At 66.2% G+C, this 18,313-nt stretch carries 17 protein-coding genes; 10 read left to right on the top strand and 7 right to left on the bottom strand.

Annotation, left to right across the window (positions count from 1 at the left end; translation table 11 throughout):
• Nucleotides 1–75: 75 nt before the first annotated feature.
• A complete protein-coding gene (locus tag AC50X7_RS03760) occupies nucleotides 76–1,254 on the bottom strand; it encodes a hypothetical protein (protein WP_494977800.1) in 1,179 nt (392 codons plus the stop codon).
• Here AC50X7_RS03760 and AC50X7_RS03755 point away from each other — a divergent pair.
• The 10 genes from AC50X7_RS03755 to AC50X7_RS03710 all read left to right on the top strand — a co-directional run bounded on the left by AC50X7_RS03755 (nucleotide 1,156) and on the right by AC50X7_RS03710 (nucleotide 11,391).
• Nucleotides 1,156–2,187 (top strand): hypothetical protein, encoded by a 1,032-nt coding sequence (locus AC50X7_RS03755; RefSeq protein ID WP_494977799.1) that lies wholly within the window; start codon nucleotides 1,156–1,158, stop codon nucleotides 2,185–2,187. The two genes, AC50X7_RS03760 and AC50X7_RS03755, sit on opposite strands and share 99 nt — an antisense overlap.
• Nucleotides 2,188–2,191: 4 nt before the next feature.
• Nucleotides 2,192–3,181, top strand: coding sequence for an HAD-IIA family hydrolase (locus tag AC50X7_RS03750; RefSeq protein WP_494977798.1), 990 nt, complete (start codon nucleotides 2,192–2,194; stop codon nucleotides 3,179–3,181).
• Between the two features lie 9 nt (nucleotides 3,182–3,190).
• Nucleotides 3,191–3,442 carry a hypothetical protein gene (locus AC50X7_RS03745; protein WP_494977797.1) on the top strand — a complete coding sequence of 84 codons (252 nt, stop codon included), beginning with the start codon at nucleotides 3,191–3,193 and terminating at the stop codon, nucleotides 3,440–3,442.
• A complete protein-coding gene (locus AC50X7_RS03740) occupies nucleotides 3,442–4,257 on the top strand; it encodes a TlyA family RNA methyltransferase (protein ID WP_494977796.1) in 816 nt (271 codons plus the stop codon). Before AC50X7_RS03745 ends, AC50X7_RS03740 begins: the two co-directional genes overlap by 1 nt.
• Nucleotides 4,258–4,270: 13 nt before the next feature.
• Nucleotides 4,271–5,296 (top strand): NAD kinase, encoded by a 1,026-nt coding sequence (locus AC50X7_RS03735; protein ID WP_494977795.1) that lies wholly within the window; start codon nucleotides 4,271–4,273, stop codon nucleotides 5,294–5,296.
• 3 nt (nucleotides 5,297–5,299) lie between these two features.
• On the top strand, nucleotides 5,300–7,039 hold the full coding sequence (gene recN / locus AC50X7_RS03730; RefSeq protein WP_494977794.1) for a DNA repair protein RecN: 1,740 nt from the start codon (nucleotides 5,300–5,302) through the stop codon (nucleotides 7,037–7,039).
• 114 nt (nucleotides 7,040–7,153) lie between these two features.
• Nucleotides 7,154–8,923, top strand: coding sequence for a CTP synthase (gene pyrG, locus AC50X7_RS03725; protein ID WP_494977793.1), 1,770 nt, complete (start codon nucleotides 7,154–7,156; stop codon nucleotides 8,921–8,923).
• 26 nt (nucleotides 8,924–8,949) lie between these two features.
• Entirely contained in the window at nucleotides 8,950–9,609 is a 660-nt protein-coding gene (locus AC50X7_RS03720; RefSeq protein WP_494977792.1) for an NUDIX domain-containing protein, read from the top strand.
• Nucleotides 9,609–10,634 (top strand): site-specific tyrosine recombinase XerD, encoded by a 1,026-nt coding sequence (xerD, locus tag AC50X7_RS03715; RefSeq protein WP_307095527.1) that lies wholly within the window; start codon nucleotides 9,609–9,611, stop codon nucleotides 10,632–10,634. The genes AC50X7_RS03720 and xerD overlap by 1 nt, the downstream gene beginning before the upstream one ends.
• Before the next feature lie 274 nt (nucleotides 10,635–10,908).
• A complete protein-coding gene (locus AC50X7_RS03710) occupies nucleotides 10,909–11,391 on the top strand; it encodes an 8-oxo-dGTP diphosphatase (RefSeq protein ID WP_494977791.1) in 483 nt (160 codons plus the stop codon).
• A 68-nt stretch (nucleotides 11,392–11,459) separates the two neighbouring features.
• Here AC50X7_RS03710 and AC50X7_RS03705 read toward each other — a convergent pair whose 3' ends face one another.
• The 6 genes from AC50X7_RS03705 to AC50X7_RS03680 form a co-directional block, all read right to left on the bottom strand.
• Nucleotides 11,460–12,599 carry a bifunctional 2-methylcitrate synthase/citrate synthase gene (locus tag AC50X7_RS03705; protein ID WP_494977790.1) on the bottom strand — a complete coding sequence of 380 codons (1,140 nt, stop codon included), beginning with the start codon at nucleotides 12,597–12,599 and terminating at the stop codon, nucleotides 11,460–11,462.
• Between the two features lie 57 nt (nucleotides 12,600–12,656).
• Nucleotides 12,657–13,559, bottom strand: coding sequence for a methylisocitrate lyase (gene prpB, locus AC50X7_RS03700; RefSeq protein ID WP_494977789.1), 903 nt, complete (start codon nucleotides 13,557–13,559; stop codon nucleotides 12,657–12,659).
• On the bottom strand, nucleotides 13,559–15,079 hold the full coding sequence (locus tag AC50X7_RS03695; RefSeq protein WP_494977788.1) for an MmgE/PrpD family protein: 1,521 nt from the start codon (nucleotides 15,077–15,079) through the stop codon (nucleotides 13,559–13,561). The genes prpB and AC50X7_RS03695 overlap by 1 nt, the downstream gene beginning before the upstream one ends.
• 8 nt (nucleotides 15,080–15,087) lie before the next feature.
• Complete coding sequence (locus tag AC50X7_RS03690) at nucleotides 15,088–15,729, bottom strand: GntR family transcriptional regulator (RefSeq protein ID WP_494977787.1); 642 nt, start codon at nucleotides 15,727–15,729, stop codon at nucleotides 15,088–15,090.
• A gap of 150 nt (nucleotides 15,730–15,879) precedes the next feature.
• Nucleotides 15,880–16,593, bottom strand: coding sequence for a response regulator (locus tag AC50X7_RS03685; protein WP_494977786.1), 714 nt, complete (start codon nucleotides 16,591–16,593; stop codon nucleotides 15,880–15,882).
• Entirely contained in the window at nucleotides 16,590–18,224 is a 1,635-nt protein-coding gene (locus tag AC50X7_RS03680) for a sensor histidine kinase (RefSeq protein WP_494977785.1), read from the bottom strand. The genes AC50X7_RS03685 and AC50X7_RS03680 overlap by 4 nt, the downstream gene beginning before the upstream one ends.
• Between the last annotated feature and the right edge of the window lie 89 nt (nucleotides 18,225–18,313).

The following is an 18,313-nucleotide window of genomic DNA, read 5'->3' as shown; positions in this document are numbered from 1 at the left end:
CATTCGGTCGAGGCCCCAACCAGTCACTGGTTGGGGCCTCCCACACTTAAAACACCCCAGGGCCCTGACACCACGTCAGGGCCCCACCACTTTAACCACCAGAAAGTACGAGAGCGTCGCAGGGGCGGGCGCAGCGGTTGCAGCACCGCCGTCGGGCTCCTTCGAAACTGCGAGAGCGTGGGGCAAAAACACGCAGGAGCTGATAGAGCGTTTGGCCCAGTGCTCCGGGAGGTGCGGAACCGTGCCGGGAGGAGCGCAGGAGGTGATGGAGCGCGGTGTGAATATTGCCACGATGGGGACTGCTGGCAACGGCTCTGTCCCGCCCGGCGAGGCGGCTCCACTAGAATTGATGCAGATGTACGGACTTCGAAGCGCTTGATTTCGGGTTGCGTAGGAAAACGAAACACGGATATGAGCGGCTGCAGTTGCGCCAGTGGTCGGCTCACAACAGGAGGAATCCATATGGCTGAGCACAACGGTGGCAACCGCGGCGGAAATGACCGCGGCGGGTTCCGCGGCAACAACAATTCGGGTGGCGACCCGCGCGGTTTCCGATCCCGTACCAACCGGGACAACAACGATTCCTCGGGCCGGCCGGCCGGTGGCGGTGAGCGTAAGCCCTTTGGTGATCGTGACAAGAAGCCGTTTGGTGATCGTCCGCGCCGTGATGGTGAGGGTGAGCGCCGCAGCTTTGGTGGCGGTGAGCGTAAGCCCTTTGGTGATCGTGACAAGAAGCCGTTTGGTGATCGTCCTCGCCGTGATGGTGAGGGAGACCGTCGCAGCTTTGGTGGCGGAGAGCGCAAGCCGTTTGGTGATCGTCCGCGCCGTGACGGCGAGGGTGACCGCCGTAATTTCGGCGGTGGCGGTGAGCGTAAGCCGTTCGGCGACCGTGACCGCAAGCCGTACGGCGATCGCGACAACAGGTCCTTTGGGGATCGTCCGCGCCGTGACGGCGAGGGTGACCGCCGTAGTTTCGGCGGTGGCGAGAACCGGAAGCCCTTTGGCGACCGGAGTGACCGCCCCAACCGCGGTGACCGCCCGGACCGTGGGCCCCGCAGCTTCGACCGGGGCTCCGATCGCGACCCTAACCGCGACGCCGGACCCCGCACCTTTGGACGGGACCGCCAGGAAGAGCGCCCGGCCCGTGTCCCCAACATGCGTGACCTCCGCAGCGCCAACCGCCCGGACCGCGAACGGTCCCCTCAGATCGACGAGGACGTCACCGGCAGGGAGCTGGACCGCGCCACGCAGCACCAGATCAAGACGCTCGAGGCTGCCAGCGCCGAGTGGGTCGCCCGCCACCTCGTAATGGCCGGCCGCTTGATTGACGACGAGCCCGAACTGGCCTTCCAGCACGCCCTGGCTGCCAGCCGCCGCGGCGGCAGGCTTGCTGCTGTCCGCGAAGCCGTCGGACTCACGGCCTATGCTGCCGGCCACTACGGCGAGGCGCTTCGGGAATTTCGGACGTACCGCCGGATCAGCGGCTCCAACGTGCATCTGCCGGTGATGGCTGACTGTGAACGCGGCCTCGGCCGTCCCGACCGCGCCCTCGACGTGGTCCGGTCCGAGGAAGCCCAGGATCTGGACGCTCCAGGCAAGGCTGAGCTCGCAATCGTGGCTGCCGGCGCGCGGACCGACCTCGGCCAGCTCGACGCCGCCGTGGCCGAACTGGAGATCGCGCAGCTGGACATCAACCGTGCGTTCTCCTACAGCCCACGCCTGTTCCGGGCCTACGCGGACGCACTCGCCGCCGTCGGCCGTTCCGCCGAGGCGGAGAAATGGCACAAGCAGGCACTAGTGGCGGAGAAGGCGCTTGGTTTGGGCGTCGACGAAGAACCGGACATCATTGATCTGGGCTGGGACGAGCAGGAGGAAGCCCGCGAGGAAGCAGAACGCCGCCGCCTGCTGGACCGCGCGTCCTCCGCTTCGGGGTCGGCTGCTGCCGCTGAAATGCCCGCGACAACCGGCGCCGCTGCGACCTCTGCTGCTGCCTTGGAAGAGACGCCCGCAGGCGAAGCCGGCAAGGCTGTCGATGCCAGCATCGATGACCAGGAAGCGGACTACTTCGTTTCCGACGACGCCGAGTCCGATGAGGACTCGGTTGAACCCGACGAACTGGACCACGACGGAGAGGGATTGCCCGACGGCAACGCTCCGCAGGACAACCAGGATCGCCGGGAAGACTAAGTGGATGACTGAAGCGACCCTGATTTCCCGGTTCGATGCATTGCTCGCCGATCTGGATGGGGTGGTCTATGCAGGCGCGCAAGCCATCCCGGCTGCGGTGGAATCACTCCAGCAGCTGGCGGGCCTGGGCGTGGGCCTCGGCTACGTGACGAACAATGCGTCGCGGAGCCCCGCCGACGTCGCAGCCCACCTCCGGGAACTTGGCGCACCCGCAGATGACAACCAGGTGGTCAGCTCCTCGCAGGCCGCTGCGGAGCTGCTCGCCTCGGAACTGGCCCCAGGATCCAAAGTGCTGATCACCGGAAGTCCGGCGCTTGCCCGGGAGATCGAACTGGTGGGCCTGGTACCCGTGTACGGCCAGGACGAGGAGCCCGTGGCGGTGGTCCAGGGCTTCAACCCGGCCATCGGCTGGAAGGAACTCGCCGAGGCAGCCTACGTGGTGTCGGCCGGAGCAGTGTGGGTGGCCACCAACACGGACATGTCCATCCCGCAGGCCCGCGGCATCGCGCCCGGCAACGGCACCCTTGTCGCCGCAGTTACCGCGGCCACAGGCCAGACGCCGCGTGTCGCCGGTAAACCGGAAGCCCCGCTCTTCCACTCCGCCGCCAAGCGGCTGGCAGCGGAACGTCCCCTGGTGGTAGGGGACCGGCTGGACACTGACATCCTGGGTGGGAACAACGCAGGCTTCGCCACGGTGGCGGTGCTGACCGGCGTCGACACCCGGCAGACCATCCTGGCCGCCCGGTCCGCCGAGCGCCCCGACTACATCATCAGCTCCCTGGCTGACCTTCACCGCGCGTACCCGGCCGTCACCGAAAATGACGGTACCTACACATGTGGCGAGGCGACGGCCCGCGTGGCCAACGGCGCCGTGGGCATCATTGGCAGCCAGGACAATCTCGATTCATGGCGGGCGGCGTGTGCCGCGTGGTGGGCAGCCACCCCGGATGCCTCCTCCCCTCAGGCGCCGCAGCTCGTGTGGATGGATCACTAGACTGGTTGAATGACTGAGCTGAGCCACCCTGACGAATCCGCAGCAGCCCAGCCCTCCTTGGACTGGCCGCCCCCCAGTCAGGCCGAGGTAACGGACCAACTGGTACAACAGTCCCTGGGACGCCTGGACGCATTGCCCCAAACCCCCGTCTCGGAGCACGAGGCGGCCTACAGCGAACTCCATGATGAGCTGCGCGCCGCCCTGGACGCAGATCCGGCGGAGCATCACCGCGCCCGCATCAAGAGTTCGGACTGCGCCTGATGCCGGTGCGCCTTGACCAGGCATTGGTTGCGCGCGGCCTTGCCCGGTCCCGCACCCATGCCGCCACGCTGATAGCCGAAGGAAAAGTAAGCTCTGCCGGCCAAGTGCTCGGCAAGGCGTCACTCCAGGTGACCGAGGACAAGGACCTCGTGGTCCAGCACGACGAGCAGGACACCTACGTAAGCCGCGCCGGGCATAAACTGGCCGGTGCTCTGGATGCCTTCCCCGAGGTTTCGCCGGCCGGGAAAAGGTGCCTTGACGCCGGCGCCTCCACCGGCGGCTTTACTGATGTCCTGCTCCGGCGCGGCGCCGCGCTCGTGGTGGCGGTCGACGTCGGGCACGGCCAGCTGGTGCCCCGGCTGCGGGAAGATCCCCGCGTGGAAGTCCACGAAGGACTCAACGTGCGGTACATGAATCCCGAAGACATCGGCGGCCCGGCAGCGCTTACCGTGGCTGACCTGTCCTTTATTTCGCTGAGCCTGGTGGTGCAGCCGCTGGCGGAGTGCACCGAACGGGGCGGTGACCTGGTGCTGATGGTGAAGCCGCAATTCGAAATTGGCAAGGACCGGCTGGGGCGCACCGGTGTGGTGACCTCGGAGCGGGAACGCCGGATGGCGGTGGAAAAAGTGGCCCGGGCAGCGCAGGACGCAGGCCTCGAGCTCCATGGCCTTGCGCAGAGCCCGCTGCCGGGCCAGGACGGAAACGTCGAATACTTCCTGTGGATAAAGCGCAGGATCAGCCAAGAGTTGCCTAAGATCGAAGAGCGAGACGCAGCCGCCGCTGCCTTGCTCGGACGTATCTGGCACAACCACTAGAAAGCGGAACCTGATGAGCAGGCGTGTACTGGTCCTCGCCCACACCGGCCGCGAGGAATCCCTGAAGGCCGCCTGGGAGGCCTGCGTCCAGCTGCAGGCCTCCGGGATTGTGCCGGTGATGCAGGAATCCGAGCTGGGTGACATGGAACGGTTCTTCGGGCACCTCGCCCAGCCGGTTGAAGTCCTCCACGACCACGTCCAGCTCCCCGACGTTGAACTGGTGATGGTCCTCGGCGGTGACGGCACCATCCTTCGCGCCGCTGAGCTGGTACGGGAGGTGGACGTGCCGCTGCTGGGTGTGAACCTTGGCCACGTAGGCTTCCTTGCCGAAAGTGAACGGGCGGACCTCACCCAGACCGTCGAGTGGATCGCCAGCCGCGAGTACACGGTGGAAGAGCGCATGACCATCGACGTGCAGGTGTGGGTACGCGGCCAGAAGATCTGGCATACCTGGGCGCTCAACGAGGCCGCGATCGAGAAGGCCAACCGGGAACGCATGCTCGAGGTGGTCACCGAGGTGGATCAACGACCACTTACGTCCTTCGGCTGCGACGGCATTGTGGTGGCTACCCCCACGGGTTCCACGGCCTACGCGTTTTCCGCCGGTGGTCCCGTGGTCTGGCCGGAGGTGGAGGCCCTCGTCATTGTTCCCATCAGCGCCCACGCACTCTTTGCCAAGCCGCTGGTGGTGTCGCCCCGCTCACGCCTCGCCGTCGAAGTCCTCAGCCGCACAGATGCCCAGGGTGTCCTCTGGTGTGATGGCCGGCGCTCCGTGGACCTGCCACCGGGCGCCAGGGTGGAAGTCACGAAGTCAGCCACTCCCGTGCGGCTGGCCCGCACCCATCAGACCCCGTTCTCGGCCCGGCTGGTGCGGAAGTTCGAACTGCCCATCCACGGCTGGCGGGGGCCTGTCCCCAAGGCAGAAGCCATCCACACCGGCCCCATTCCCATCGTCCGCACTCCGCGGCCCATGCCGCCGCTTCAGCTGCCGCACAGCGGCCAGCCGGGCATCGACCCCGATCCCTCAACAGCAAAGTGAACCATGCTTGAAGAACTGAGAATCCGAGATCTGGGCGTCATCACCGACGCAACACTGCCGCTTGGCCCCGGCTTGAGCGTGGTGACCGGCGAGACCGGCGCCGGCAAGACCATGGTGGTCACCGCCGTCGGCCTCCTCCTGGGAGCCCGTTCGGATGCCGGCGCCGTCCGCAGTGGCGCCAAGAGCGCAACTGCCGAGGCAGTGCTCAAGCTCGACGCCGGCCACCCCGCCATCGCGCGTGCCCTCGAGGCCGGCGCGGAGGCGGAAGAGTTCGACGACGGCGCTGAGCTCATTCTCGCCCGCCGGCTGGGTTCGGACGGCCGCAGCCGTGCTTTCCTGGGCGGCCGGGCCGCCCCTGTGGGGGTCCTCGCCGAGATCGGCGAAACGCTGGTTGTGGTCCATGGCCAGTCGGACCAGATCCGGCTCAAGGGCGCGGCAGCGCAGCGCGGCGCACTGGACAAGTTCGCCGGCGAAACGCTGGCTGGCCCGCTGAGCGCGTACCAGGATCTTTACAGCCACTGGAAATCCAGCCAGGCCGAGCTGGACACGCTCCGCAGTGCCGCCCGGGACCGGCTCCGTGAAGCCGAATCGCTGGAGGCGGCACTGGCTGAGATCGACGAAGTTGATCCTCAACCGGGGGAGGACGAACTCCTCAAGGCAGAGGCAGTGAAGCTGGCCAACGTTGAGGAGCTTCGAATTGCCGCGAGCACTGCACATCAGGCCCTGATTGCCGAGGATTTCGGTGACGCAGGAGATGCAACCACCCTCGTAGACGCCGCGAAGCGGACCCTTGAGCACGTGGCTGAGCACGACGCGGAGCTCGGCTCCGCAGCGGCACGGCTGGCCGAGGTGGGGTTCCTGCTGAATGATATCGCCACCGAACTGGCCAGCTACCAGGCCGGGCTGGACACCGAAGGCCCGGAACGGCTCGCCGAGATCGAGGACCGCCGCGCTGTCCTGGCCAAGCTGATCCGCAAGTACGCCCCCTCCATCGACGAAGTACTTCAGTGGGCCGAAAATGCCCGGGTGCGCTTTGACGAACTGCAGGACGATTCAACCCGCATCGAAAGCCTGGAAGCCGAGGTGGTCCGGGCCGAGGCGGACCTGCAGAAGCAGGCGGCAGGGATCACCAGGATCAGGACCAAGGCCGCCAAGGAGCTCTCCTCACGAGTCAGCGCTGAGCTGAAGGCCCTGGCCATGGCCGACGCCACCCTGGTGATAAACCTTGAGGGCACCGGCCAGCTGGGACCGCATGGCGCGGACGAGATCAGCTTCCTGCTGCAGCCGCATTCAGGTGCTCCGGCCAGGCCGCTGGGCAAGGGGGCATCCGGCGGTGAACTGTCCCGCGTGATGCTGGCCATCGAAGTGGTGCTGGCCGCCGTGGACCCTGTTCCCACCTTTGTCTTTGATGAGGTGGACGCGGGAGTGGGCGGACGTGCCGCCGTCGAGATCGGCCGCCGGCTGGCCATGCTGGCACGCCATGTGCAGGTGCTGGTGGTGACGCACCTGCCGCAGGTGGCCGCCTTCGCGGACCAGCACATCACTGTCACGAAGACCTCGGTCAGGGGAGCCGACGGCAAAACTGCCACCGGGTTCACTTCAAGTGATGTCCGCCTCCTCGACGGCCCGGAACGGGTGCGTGAACTGGCCCGGATGCTGGCCGGCCAGGAGGACTCGGAGTCGGCGCAGGCACATGCGCAAGAGCTGCTGGACGACGCCAAACTGTTGCCGCAGCGGGCCTGACCCGGTCCCGGGGCACTTGTCCCAAAACCCCGCAACCCCTTGCTTACCGTGTGCCCGGACCCCCAGACTGGATCATTTGGGGAAACAGTTCCGGACCCGTGGAAGGCTCATTTGATGATAGGCTCGAATTCCGTGGTGCAGCGATCAAATTCCCGTGTAAATTCCCGGTTCCCGGGCTCGTCCAAGACGACCAAACACATCTTCGTAACCGGTGGTGTGGCGTCCTCGCTCGGTAAGGGACTGACGGCATCAAGCCTCGGTCATCTGCTGCGGGCACGCGGCCTGTCTGTAACTATGCAGAAGCTCGATCCCTACCTGAACGTGGATCCGGGCACGATGAACCCCTTCCAGCACGGCGAAGTCTTTGTCACCGATGACGGTGCGGAGACGGACCTGGACATCGGACACTACGAGCGCTTCCTCGACGAAAACCTAGAGGGCTCGGCCAACGTGACCACCGGCCAGGTGTACTCCACCGTCATCGCCAAGGAACGCCGCGGCGAGTACCTCGGAGACACGGTGCAGGTCATCCCGCACATCACCGATGAGATCAAGCGCCGTATGCGCCTGCCCGCCGAAGGCAAAAACGCCCCGGACGTCATCATCACCGAAATCGGCGGCACCGTCGGCGATATTGAATCCCAGCCATTCCTCGAATCGGCCCGCCAGGTCCGCCAGGACATCGGCCGCACCAACGTCTTTTTCCTGCACGTCTCCCTGGTGCCGTACATCGGACCGTCCCAGGAACTGAAGACCAAGCCCACCCAGCACTCCGTCGCAGCACTGCGCTCCATCGGCATCCAGCCCGAAGCGATCGTTATCCGCTCGGACCGTGAAGTGCCGGACGCCATGCGCGAAAAGATCGGCCGGATGTGCGACGTCGACATCGACGCCGTAGTCAACGCCGCCGATGCGCCCAGCATCTACGACATCCCCAAGACGCTGCACACCCAGGGCCTGGACTCCTACATCGTGCGTGCCCTGGACCTTCCCTTCAAGGACGTGGACTGGACCAGCTGGGACAAGCTGCTTGAGGCTGTCCATAACCCCAAGCACCACGTCGAAATTGCCCTGGTGGGCAAGTACATCGACCTGCCGGACGCCTACTTGTCCGTCACCGAGGCTCTGCGTGCCGGCGGTTTCGCCAACGACACCAAGGTCAAGATCCGCTGGGTCCCCTCGGACGAGTGCGAAACCCGCGAAGGTGCCATCCAGGCGCTGGACGGGGTCAACGCCATCTGCGTCCCCGGCGGCTTCGGCATCCGCGGACTGGAGGGCAAGCTGGGTGCCCTGAAGTTCGCCCGCGAAACCAAGTTGCCTGTCCTGGGACTCTGCCTCGGCCTGCAGTGCATGGTCATCGAGTACGCCCGCAACGTTGTGGGGCTGGAAGGTGCGTCCTCCAGCGAGTTCGAGCCGGATTCCAAGTACCCCGTCATCGCCACCATGGAAGAGCAGCTGGAGTTCGTCGAGGGCGGCGGCGACCTGGGCGGCACCATGCGCCTGGGCCTGTACGAGGCCAAGCTCGACGCCGGCTCGGTGATCGCCGGGACGTACGGCAAGACCACCGTCAGCGAACGCCACCGTCACCGCTACGAGGTCAACAACAAGTACCGTGACCAGATCGCAGCCGAAGGGCTGGTCTTCTCGGGCACGTCCCCGGACGGCAAGCTGGTGGAGTTCGTTGAGCTTCCCGCCGACGTCCACCCGTACTACGTGGCCACCCAGGCGCACCCTGAGCTGAGCTCGCGCCCCACCCGGCCGCACCCGCTCTTCGCCGGGCTGGTCAAGGCAGCCCTGGACCACCAGGAGGGCGCCGACACGGCCGCCGGCCTGGGTGCTGTTGCCCCGGAGGCCGAGCAGTCCGGTACGGTAGCCGCTAAGTAGTTCCGCACGAAAATAAGGACGGCGCGATGCCCGGTACACCTGAAACCACCCCTGTTGTAAAGGTTTCGGATGCACCGAGCCCGCGCCGTCTTTTGTCTACCAAAAAGGTCTACGAGGGCCGGATCTGGGACGTGGTCAGCGACAGTTTCCAGCTTCAGGACACGGGTGAGGCCCTCACCCGGGACTACATTGAACACCCCGGCGCCGTGGCCGTCCTGCCCATGAATGACGACGGCGAGATCCTCCTTCTCAAGCAGTACCGGCACCCCGTGGGCATGGACCTCTGGGAGATTCCGGCCGGACTGCTGGATGTCGAAGGCGAGGACTTCGTGGTGGGCGCGGCCCGTGAACTCGCGGAAGAAGCAGATCTCGCCGCCGGCACCTGGAATGTCCTGGCCGATTTCTTCAACTCACCCGGTTCCTCCAGCGAGGCCATCAGGATCTACCTGGCCCGGAACCTCACCCACGTACCGCACCATGAACGCCATGAGCGGACGGACGAGGAAGCCGAGATCGAGTTCCACTGGATCAACGTTGACGACGCCGTGGAATCGGTACTGGCCGGCAGGCTCCACAACCCGTCCGCCGTCGTCGGGATCCTTGCCGCCGCGGCCGCCCGGGCTGGGGGATACGTCAATCTCCGCCCGGCAGACGCGCCCTGGCCGGCGCACCCCAGCCAGCGCTGATGGTGCCTGGTCCTTCTGCTGAACTGGCTCCTGCCGGACTTCTCCAGGACGCCCCCGCGCAGGTCAGTGACCCGCCGCCAGCTTCCCCGCCGACCGCCATCGACCGCGGCATCACGGACTACCTCCAGCACCTGGGCGTGGAACGGGGCGTCGCCGCCAACACGTTGGCGGCCTACCGCCGGGACCTGGCCCGGTACTCCCGTTACCTCGCCGCCGCCGGCTGCGGCCGCCCCGGGGACATCACCCGCCACCACGTGACGGGCTACGTCCGGGCGTTGTCGGACGGGTCCGACGGCGGATCCTCCCTGGGCGTGCGGTCCGCCGCCAGGACAGTGGTCGCCGTCAGGGGGTTGCACAAGTTTTGGGCCCTGGAAGGGTTCACCCCCACGGATCCTGCCAGCGACGTGCATCCACCCATGCCCGGGAAGCGGCTGCCGAAGGCCATCAGCGTGGACGAAGTGACCAGGATCCTGGAAGCGGCCGGAACCGACACCGCTACCGGGCTGCGCGACCGGGCACTCCTGGAATTCCTGTACTCCACCGGTGCGCGTATCAGCGAGGCTGTGGGCCTGGACGTGGACGACATCTCCCTGCAGGAGCCGGAGACCGGGCCCGCCATCGTACGGCTCTTCGGCAAGGGGTCCAAGGAACGGCTGGTACCGCTGGGTTCGTACGGCGCACGGGCGCTCGATGCCTATCTGGTCCGTGGCCGCCCGCTCCTGGCGGCCAAGGGCAAAGGGACACCGGCCTTGTTCCTTAATGCCCGCGGCGGACGGATCAGCCGCCAGAGTGCCTGGACCATCCTGAAGGCGGCCGCTGAAAAGGCCAACATCACCAAGGACGTCTCACCACACACCCTCCGGCACTCCTTCGCCACCCATCTGCTCGAGGGCGGGGCCGACGTCCGTGTGGTCCAGGAGTTGCTGGGCCACGCCTCGGTCACCACCACCCAGGTCTACACGCTGGTCACGGCAGACACCCTGCGCGAGATCTACGCGGCAGCGCACCCGCGGGCCTTGGGCTGAGGCCCAGCCTGGCGGGACCGTTAAGCCTTCAGGCCATCACGTTGAGGGTGAGCTCCACGGCCCCGGTCCACGCCCAGCCGGCATGCAGCGGGTTCCTGACCAGCAACGCAGGCAGCCAACGGGCAGCCGGACAGCGCCGTCCGGCAGGGCGTTGGCCTTTGGGGCGGGCGTGGTGTGCTCCTCTCCAGCCAGCTCATGGGCCTCACTGTAGCCATGCGGCCAAAATGGTCCAGTCACCGTTATCTCCATGAGGTGGCCCAACTAGGCTTGTTCAATGACTGCAGCCAATGTGACCCTCTGCTTCCTGCTCCGGGACAGGCCGTACGGCCCTGAGGTGCTTCTGGGGATGAAGCGCACCGGTTTCGGCAAAGGCAAAATCGTCGGGATCGGCGGCCACGTGGAGCCGGGAGAGAGCGACAGCGAAGCGGTCATCCGGGAGGTTTTCGAGGAAACCGGCGTCTCGGTACACGTGGAGGACCTCACGGACGCGGGCGTGGTGCACTTTGTGTTCCCGGCCCGGCCTGAGTGGGACATGAAAGCCAGGCTTTATACCGCCCGTGCATGGAAGGGCGAGCCGGCCCCCAGCGACGAAGTCCTGCCTGGGTGGTTCCGCGTGGACACCCTCCCCGTGGAGAGGATGTGGCAGGACGCCGACCACTGGCTGCCCGTGGTGCTGGAAGGCGGCAGGGTCAACGTCGTCGTGACCATGGACGCCGACAATGAAACAGTCGCCTCGTCGGAAAGCCTGCTGCCATAAGCCGGTAACAGGCGACGGCGGCCTGCCCGCCAAGGGACAGCCCGCCGTCGTACGCTATTGCCGCCAGCCTATTGAACGTGCCGCTCCTCCGGACCCACGTATTCGCTCAGCGGACGGATCAGCGAGTTGGCGTCCAGCTGCTCCATGATGTGCGCCGTCCACCCGGTGATGCGACTGGCCACAAACAGGGGAGTGAAGGTGTGGGTGTCGAACCCCATCAGGTGGTAAGTGGGGCCGGCTGGATAGTCGAGGTTCGGCTTGATGCCCTTGGCCTCGTCCATCGCCGTCTCCAGCCCGCTGTACAACCCCAGCAGCTCGGGCCGGCCGTAGTGGGCAACCATCTTGTCCAGCGCGGCCTTCATGGTGGGCACACGGGAGTCCCCGTGCTTGTACACGCGGTGCCCGAACCCCATAACCTTCTTCTTGGAGGCCAGCGCGTCTTCCATCCATGCTTTGGCGCGGGCCGCTGCTTCCTCCAGGGATTCCTGCGGTCGGATCCCGATCTCGTCAAAGGTGTGCATCACAGCTTCGTTCGCGCCGCCGTGCAGGGGCCCCTTCAATGCGCCGATGGCACCCGTGACGGCAGAGTGCAGGTCCGCCAGCGTGGACGTGATCACCCTGGCCGTGAAGGTTGAGGCGTTAAAGGAGTGCTCGGCGTAGAGGATCATCGAGACGTTGAAGGCCTCCACCACCTCCGGCACCTGTTCCTCGCCAAAGGTCATCCAGAGGAAGTTGGCGGAATAGCCCAGGTCATCGCGCGGCTCGATGACTCCCTGCCCGTGGCGGCGGCGCTGGTCGTAGGCCACCACCGCCGGCATGGCCGAGAAGAGGTCGGTGGCTTTGGCCATGTTGCCCTCGCGGGAGGAGTCTTCGGCCAGGGGGTGCCGGGCGCCCATCACCGAGGCAGCAGTCCGGCAGACATCCATCGGATGGGAGCTCTCCGGCAGCGCGTCGATGACCTGCTTGACCACCGGGTCCAGGGCACGGCCGGCCCGCTCACGCGCGGTGAACTCCGCCAACTGCTGCTGATCCGGCAGCTCACCGTTCCAGAGCAGGTAGGCCACTTCCTCGAAGCTGCACCTGGCGGCGAGCTCCTGGACGGGGTAGCCCCTGTAGAGCAGGGAATTGGTGTCCGGGTTGACCTTCGAGACGGACGTGTAATCCACCACGACGCCGGCAAGACCTTTTTTGATGTCCTCTTCAGCCATGCTGAAACTCCTTCGTTCCTGTCGCCTGTTGTGCCGGCCGGAGCCGGCGCGGTTTCCCTACTCCCCGGGGATCCGGAAATTGAACACTCCGCTGTCGAAGCGGTTGTAGCCTTCGTAGTCAACCAGATCGTATAACCGTGCGCGTGTCAGCATGCTCCCTACCTGCGCCTCCTGCGTGCCCTCAGCCCTGATCGATTCCAGCGTACGCTCGGCAGCGCCCATGGCACTACGGAGAAGGGTCACCGGATAGATGACCATATTCACGCCGACGCCCTGGAGCTGGTCCACGGTGAACAGGTCGCTTTTACCGAACTCTGTCATGTTGGCCAGGATGGGCACGTCCACAGCCTCCCGGATGGCCTGGAACTCGCTGAGGTCCTTCATCGCCTCCGGGAAGATGGCGTCGGCTCCGGCTTCCACGAGCGCCCGGGCCCGGTCCTGCGCGGCCTCCAGCCCGCCCACGGCGCGGATGTCGGTGCGGGCCATGATCAGGAAGTTCGGGTCCCTGCGGGCATCGGCTGCAGCGCGGATCCGCTTGGTTGCAGTTTCCAGGTCTACCACGTTTTTGCCGTCCAGGTGGCCGCAGCGCTTCGGGTTGAACTGGTCCTCGATGTGCAGACCGGCAAGGCCTGCGTTCTCGATTTCCTGGACGGTGCGTGCCACGTTCATCGGTTCACCGAAGCCGGTATCGGCGTCCACGATGGCGGGCAGGTCGGTCATCCGGGCGATCTGCCCGGCGCGGGTGGCAACCTCGGTGAGGGTGGTCAGGCCGATGTCCGGCAAACCAAGATCGTTGGCAAGGACCGCGCCGGAGATGTAGACCCCGGCGAAGCCCTTTTCCTCGATCAGGCGGGCGGAGAGCGGGTTGAACGCTCCGGGGAACTGGGCAATGGTCCCGGCGGCCAGCAGTTCCCGGAACCGAATCCGCTTCTGTTCGGGGGTGACCTTGGAATACAGCATCAGAACAGTCCCTTGGGTGCGGCAGTGAAGTCGATGACGCCTGGCGCTGCGGTGATGTTCAGCTGGTCCAGCTCGCCGGCGGCGAGCTCCGGCAGGCGTTCGACGGCGGCAAGGAACCTTTCGATTTCAGCTTCCTCCACCAGGCCCGTGGCGAGGGTGCGGAACTTGGTGATGTACTGCTCCCGGCCGAAGGGGCGGGCACCCAGGGGGTGGGCGTCGGCGACGGCAATCTCATCGGTAATGACCGTCCCGTCGGTGAGCGTGATCTCCACGGACCCGCCGAAGGCTTTTTCGTTGATGTCGAGAGAGTGGTAGCGCCGGGTCCACTCAGGGTCTTCCTCGGTGCTGACTTTCTGCCACAGCTCCACCGTGTCCGGCCGGGCGGCGCGTTCGGGCGAGTACGAGTCCACGTGGTGCCAGGCGCCGTCCTGCAGGGCGACAGTGAAGATGTACGGGATGGAGTGGTCCAGGGTTTCCCTCGAGGCAGTGGGACTGTACTTCTGCGGATCGTTGGCCCCGGAACCGATCACGTTGTGGGTGTGGTGGCTGGTCCTGATCAGCACGGACTTCACGTTCGCCGGATCCGTAGCCCCGGGGTGCTCACGGTTCAGCTTCCGGGCAAGGTCGATCCAGGCCTGCGCCTGGTATTCCGCGGAGTGCTCCTTGGTGTACGTGTCCAGGATGGCGCGCTTGGCTTCGCCGGCTTCGGGAAGGGGTACCTGGTAGGAGGCGTCGGGACCGTCCAGCAGCCACGCGATCACACCGTCCTCGCCTTCGTAGATGGGAACGGGCGAGGTCTGGCCGCGCATCGCCCGGTCAGCTGCTTCCACGGCCATCTTTCCCGCGAACGCCGGGGCGTGGGCCTTCCAGGTGGAGATCTCACCCTTGCGCGACTGCCGCGTGGCCGTGGTGGTGTGCAGCGCCTGGCCCACGGACTGGAAGATGGTTTCGACGTCGAGCCCCAGCAGGGTGCCGATGCCCGCCGCGGCGGAAGGGCCAAGGTGGGCCACGTGGTCAATCTTGTGCTTGTGCAGGCAGATCGCCTTCACCAGGTTCACCTGGATCTCATACCCCGTGGCAATTGCCCGCACCAGGTCCCGGCCGGTTGACCCCACGTGCTGGCCCACAGCGAGGATCGGCGGAATGTTGTCCCCCGGGTGGGAGTAGTCCGCAGCCAGGAACGTGTCGTGGTAGTCCAGCTCACGCACCGCCACGCCGTTGGCCCACGCAGCCCATTCGGGAGAGACGCGCTCGCCGATCCCAAAGACTTTTGCGCCCTTCCCACCGGAGCTGGGGCCATGGGTCAGTGCCTGTGCCCGGGCCGCCACGATCGGGGCCCTGTTCAGCGAAGCAACGGCCACCGACGCGTTGTCGATCACCCGGTTGATCACCATCTCCGTGACGTCGGCGGGCACCTCCACGGGATCGGCGGCAACCCTGGCGATTTTGTGCGCGAGCTGGTCCTCGCGGGGCAGGTTTTCCTCGCTCTTGTAGACGCGGACGTGGTGTTCCTTGACCATGGTGCTCCTTAGCGGGATGGGTGCGTGGCTTTGATGTGGGAGAGGCTGCGGTGCAGGTGGAGGGTGGTGGCGGCCTGCGCCAGGCGCGGGTTCCGGATGGCGATGGCCTCGGCTATGGCGGCATGTTCGTCCGCTGCGGCGGTGAGCCGGGCAGCATCGTCGGCTGCGAGGCGGCGGATGCGGACCAGGTGGACCCGGAGGCTGCCCATGGCCTGGGCAAGGTAGGCATTGGAGATGGCGGCGTCCACGGCAGAGTCCAGCCCGTCCACCAGCAGGTAGTAGTCCTGCAGGGCGGGAGCGGTGCCGGTGATGAGCGACGGCGCTGCCCGGAATTCCGCCTCAAGCTTCCGGAAAACTTCTGCGTTGCCCCGTTCGGCTGCCAGGGCGGCAGCCTTTCCTTCCAGCGTCTCCCTCAGCTCGAAGAGTTCGTCGATGTCGTCAAGCGAGATATCGGTGACGACGACGCCGCGGCCGGCTGCCGCCGTCGTCAGTCCTTCTGCGGTGAGGCGCCCCAGCGCCTCCCGGAGGGGCGTGCGCGAGACGCCCAGGCGTGCGGCCTGCTCTACTTCGGCAAGCAATGCACCTGGCTGGAGCCGCCACTGCACGATGTCGTCGCGGAGTGCGGCGTAGGCACGGTCGCTGGCTCGCACTGGGTGTCCCTTCGCTGGCTTTGACCACAGTGTATACACAAATAACCATTTGTGGCGAGATTCGGCCTTTTTTCTTACCCCCTGCTGTCGGCTTGTATACATAGCGCCGCTCGAACGGATTTCGGCAGGCTCAGCCTCCGGTTGTGGCAGTCAGCGGCCACTCCACCGGTATTCGTTCTCCGGCCGGCCGGGCGTTCCGTAGCGGGCTGTCCTGGACACAGTTCCCGCGTCGGCCAGGTACTCAAGGTAACGGCGCGCGGTGACCCGTGACATGCCCAGTGCATCCATGACTTCAGTGGCGGAGACAGCACCCTGCTGCAGCTTCATGAACTCCTGGACGGACGCCAGGGTGGACACCGAGAGCCCCTTGGGGAGGGGCAGTTCGGATGGTGCCCGCAGGCTCGCGAACGCCTGGTCCACGTCCGTCTGGGAAGCCCCTGCCTTCCCATGACCGCCCTGCGGACCGGCCAGCTGCTGCCGGAACTGCTGGTAGCTTGCCAGCTTGTCCGCGAAGGTGGCATAGGTGAAGGGCTTGATCAGGTACTGGACAACGCCGATGGCAACTGCGCTGCGCACAATCGCAAGTTCGCGGACCGCCGTGATGGCGATGATGTCCGCCAGGATTCCTGCCGACCTCATCCGCCGGGCGATATCCAAACCGTGGAGGTCGGGCAGGTTCATGTCCAGCAGGACAAGTTCCACCGGGTTTCCCGCGGCCGTGAACTCGCTGAGCAGCCGCAGGGCGGACTGGCCGTCCGGGGCGGTGCCGGCGAGCTCGAAGCCCGGCAGCCGCCCCACGTATGCTGCATGCGCGGCGGCCGCGATGGCCTCGTCCTCAACAACGAGGATCCGGATGTTGCTCACTGTTTGTGCTCCTTCTGTGCTGGCACCGCTGCGGGGAGGAACACTTCGAACTTGGCGCCGCGCCGTCCATTGATGGTCAGGCTGCCGCCCAGGCGCTGCACCGCCTGCCGCACCAGGGCGAGCCCGATGCCCCGGCCGCCGGGGCCAGCCGGCTTGGTGCTGAAACCGTGCCGGAGGATGTTCTCCGCCGCGGCCTGGTCAATACCGGGCCCGGAATCGTGGACCGTGATGTCCAGTCCTTCCTCATCTGACTCCACCGTGAGCTCCACCCGCCGCGGCGGCGGGCCGTCCGCGGCAGCATCCATGGCGTTGTCCAGCAGGTTACCAAGGATGGTCACCAGGTCCTGGACGGCAATTCCTGCCACACTTGCTGAGCCGAGCGCGGCCACATCCAACTGCACGCCGCGTTCGTGGGCTTCGGCCACCTTGCCCATCACCAGCGCTCCAAGCACGGGTTCGTCCACGGAGCTGACCATGTCATCCGTCAGCTGCTGGCTGAGCTCCAGGTCCTTTGTCGCGAAGGCCAGGGCCTCCTGGGTGCGGCCCAGTTCCAGCAGTGAAACCATGGTGTGCAGCCGGTTGGCGTGCTCGTGCGTCTGGGCGCGGAGGGCATCGGAGAGCGTGCGCATCGTTTCCAGCTCGCCGCCGAGGGCTTCGATTTCAGTGCGGTCCCGCAGCGTTGCCACAGTGCCGTACACGGGGGTTTTTGCGCGGCTTCCCGAAGACTCGGGCCCCTTGGCGGGTCCCTGGTTGACCACCAGGATGCGGGAACCGGTCAGGAGGATCTCGTCCTTGGCGCTGCGCCCCGACTCGAACAGGGCCCGCAGTCCCTCCTCGAGCGGCAGGTCGGCCAGCGACGGCGGCCGGGTGGGGTCCTTGCTGCCAGGACCGTCCAGGCCGAGCAGCTCGGCCGCCTGGTCGTTGTACATCACTACGCGGCCTTTTGTGTCGATGAGGATCAGTCCCTCCCGCACGGAATGCAGCACCGATTCGTAGTAGGCGAAAAGTTGGGCCAGCTGCTCCGGCCCCCACCCCCGCGTGACTCCGCGGAGGTAACGCCCCAGCAGCCACGAGGCCAGCGAGCCTCCCACCAGCAGGGCAAGGCCGATGGCCAGGAGCGCGGGCAAGCGCCCGGCGAAGGCAACATCGACTGTGCGCACGGTGACGCCCACAGACACCATCGCCTTAATCGCCCCCGTTCCATCCTTAGCGGGAACAATGGTGCGCACCGAGGGGCCAAGGGTTCCTGCCACAACCTCGGTGAAGGCCTCGCCCCGAAGCGCGGCGTCAATGGAGCCGATATAGGGCCGGCCGAGTTCCTCGTCGCGGGGATGTGTCCACCGCGTCCGGTCCGGGGCCATGATGGTGATGAAGTCGACGCCGGTCGCCGCCATGACGTCCTTGGCGTAGGGCTGAAGGATGGGGGAAGGGTCGCGGGAAGCGGCGGCTTGCAACACCAGCGGGCTGGCCGCGATGGAAGCCGCAATCCCAGCCATCCGCTGCCCCGCTTCGTTATAGGTGCGGTCGCGGGCGTCCACATAAGTGGCCGTTCCAACGATGGCGATGAACGCAACCACAATCAGCAGGTTAGCCACGAAGAGCCTTCGGGCGATACTCCAGCGGTGGATCATCTGTACCTCCCACGACCAATATGAACGCAACGGTGAGCTGGGTCACCACGTGCCCAATGATGGATATCACACCGGAGGACGTGTCGAGC

This window comes from Pseudarthrobacter sp. Hb11 (genome assembly GCF_059383655.1).
The sequence above is the reverse complement of the archived record's forward strand: the minus strand, read 5'-3'. Positions and strand labels throughout refer to the sequence as shown.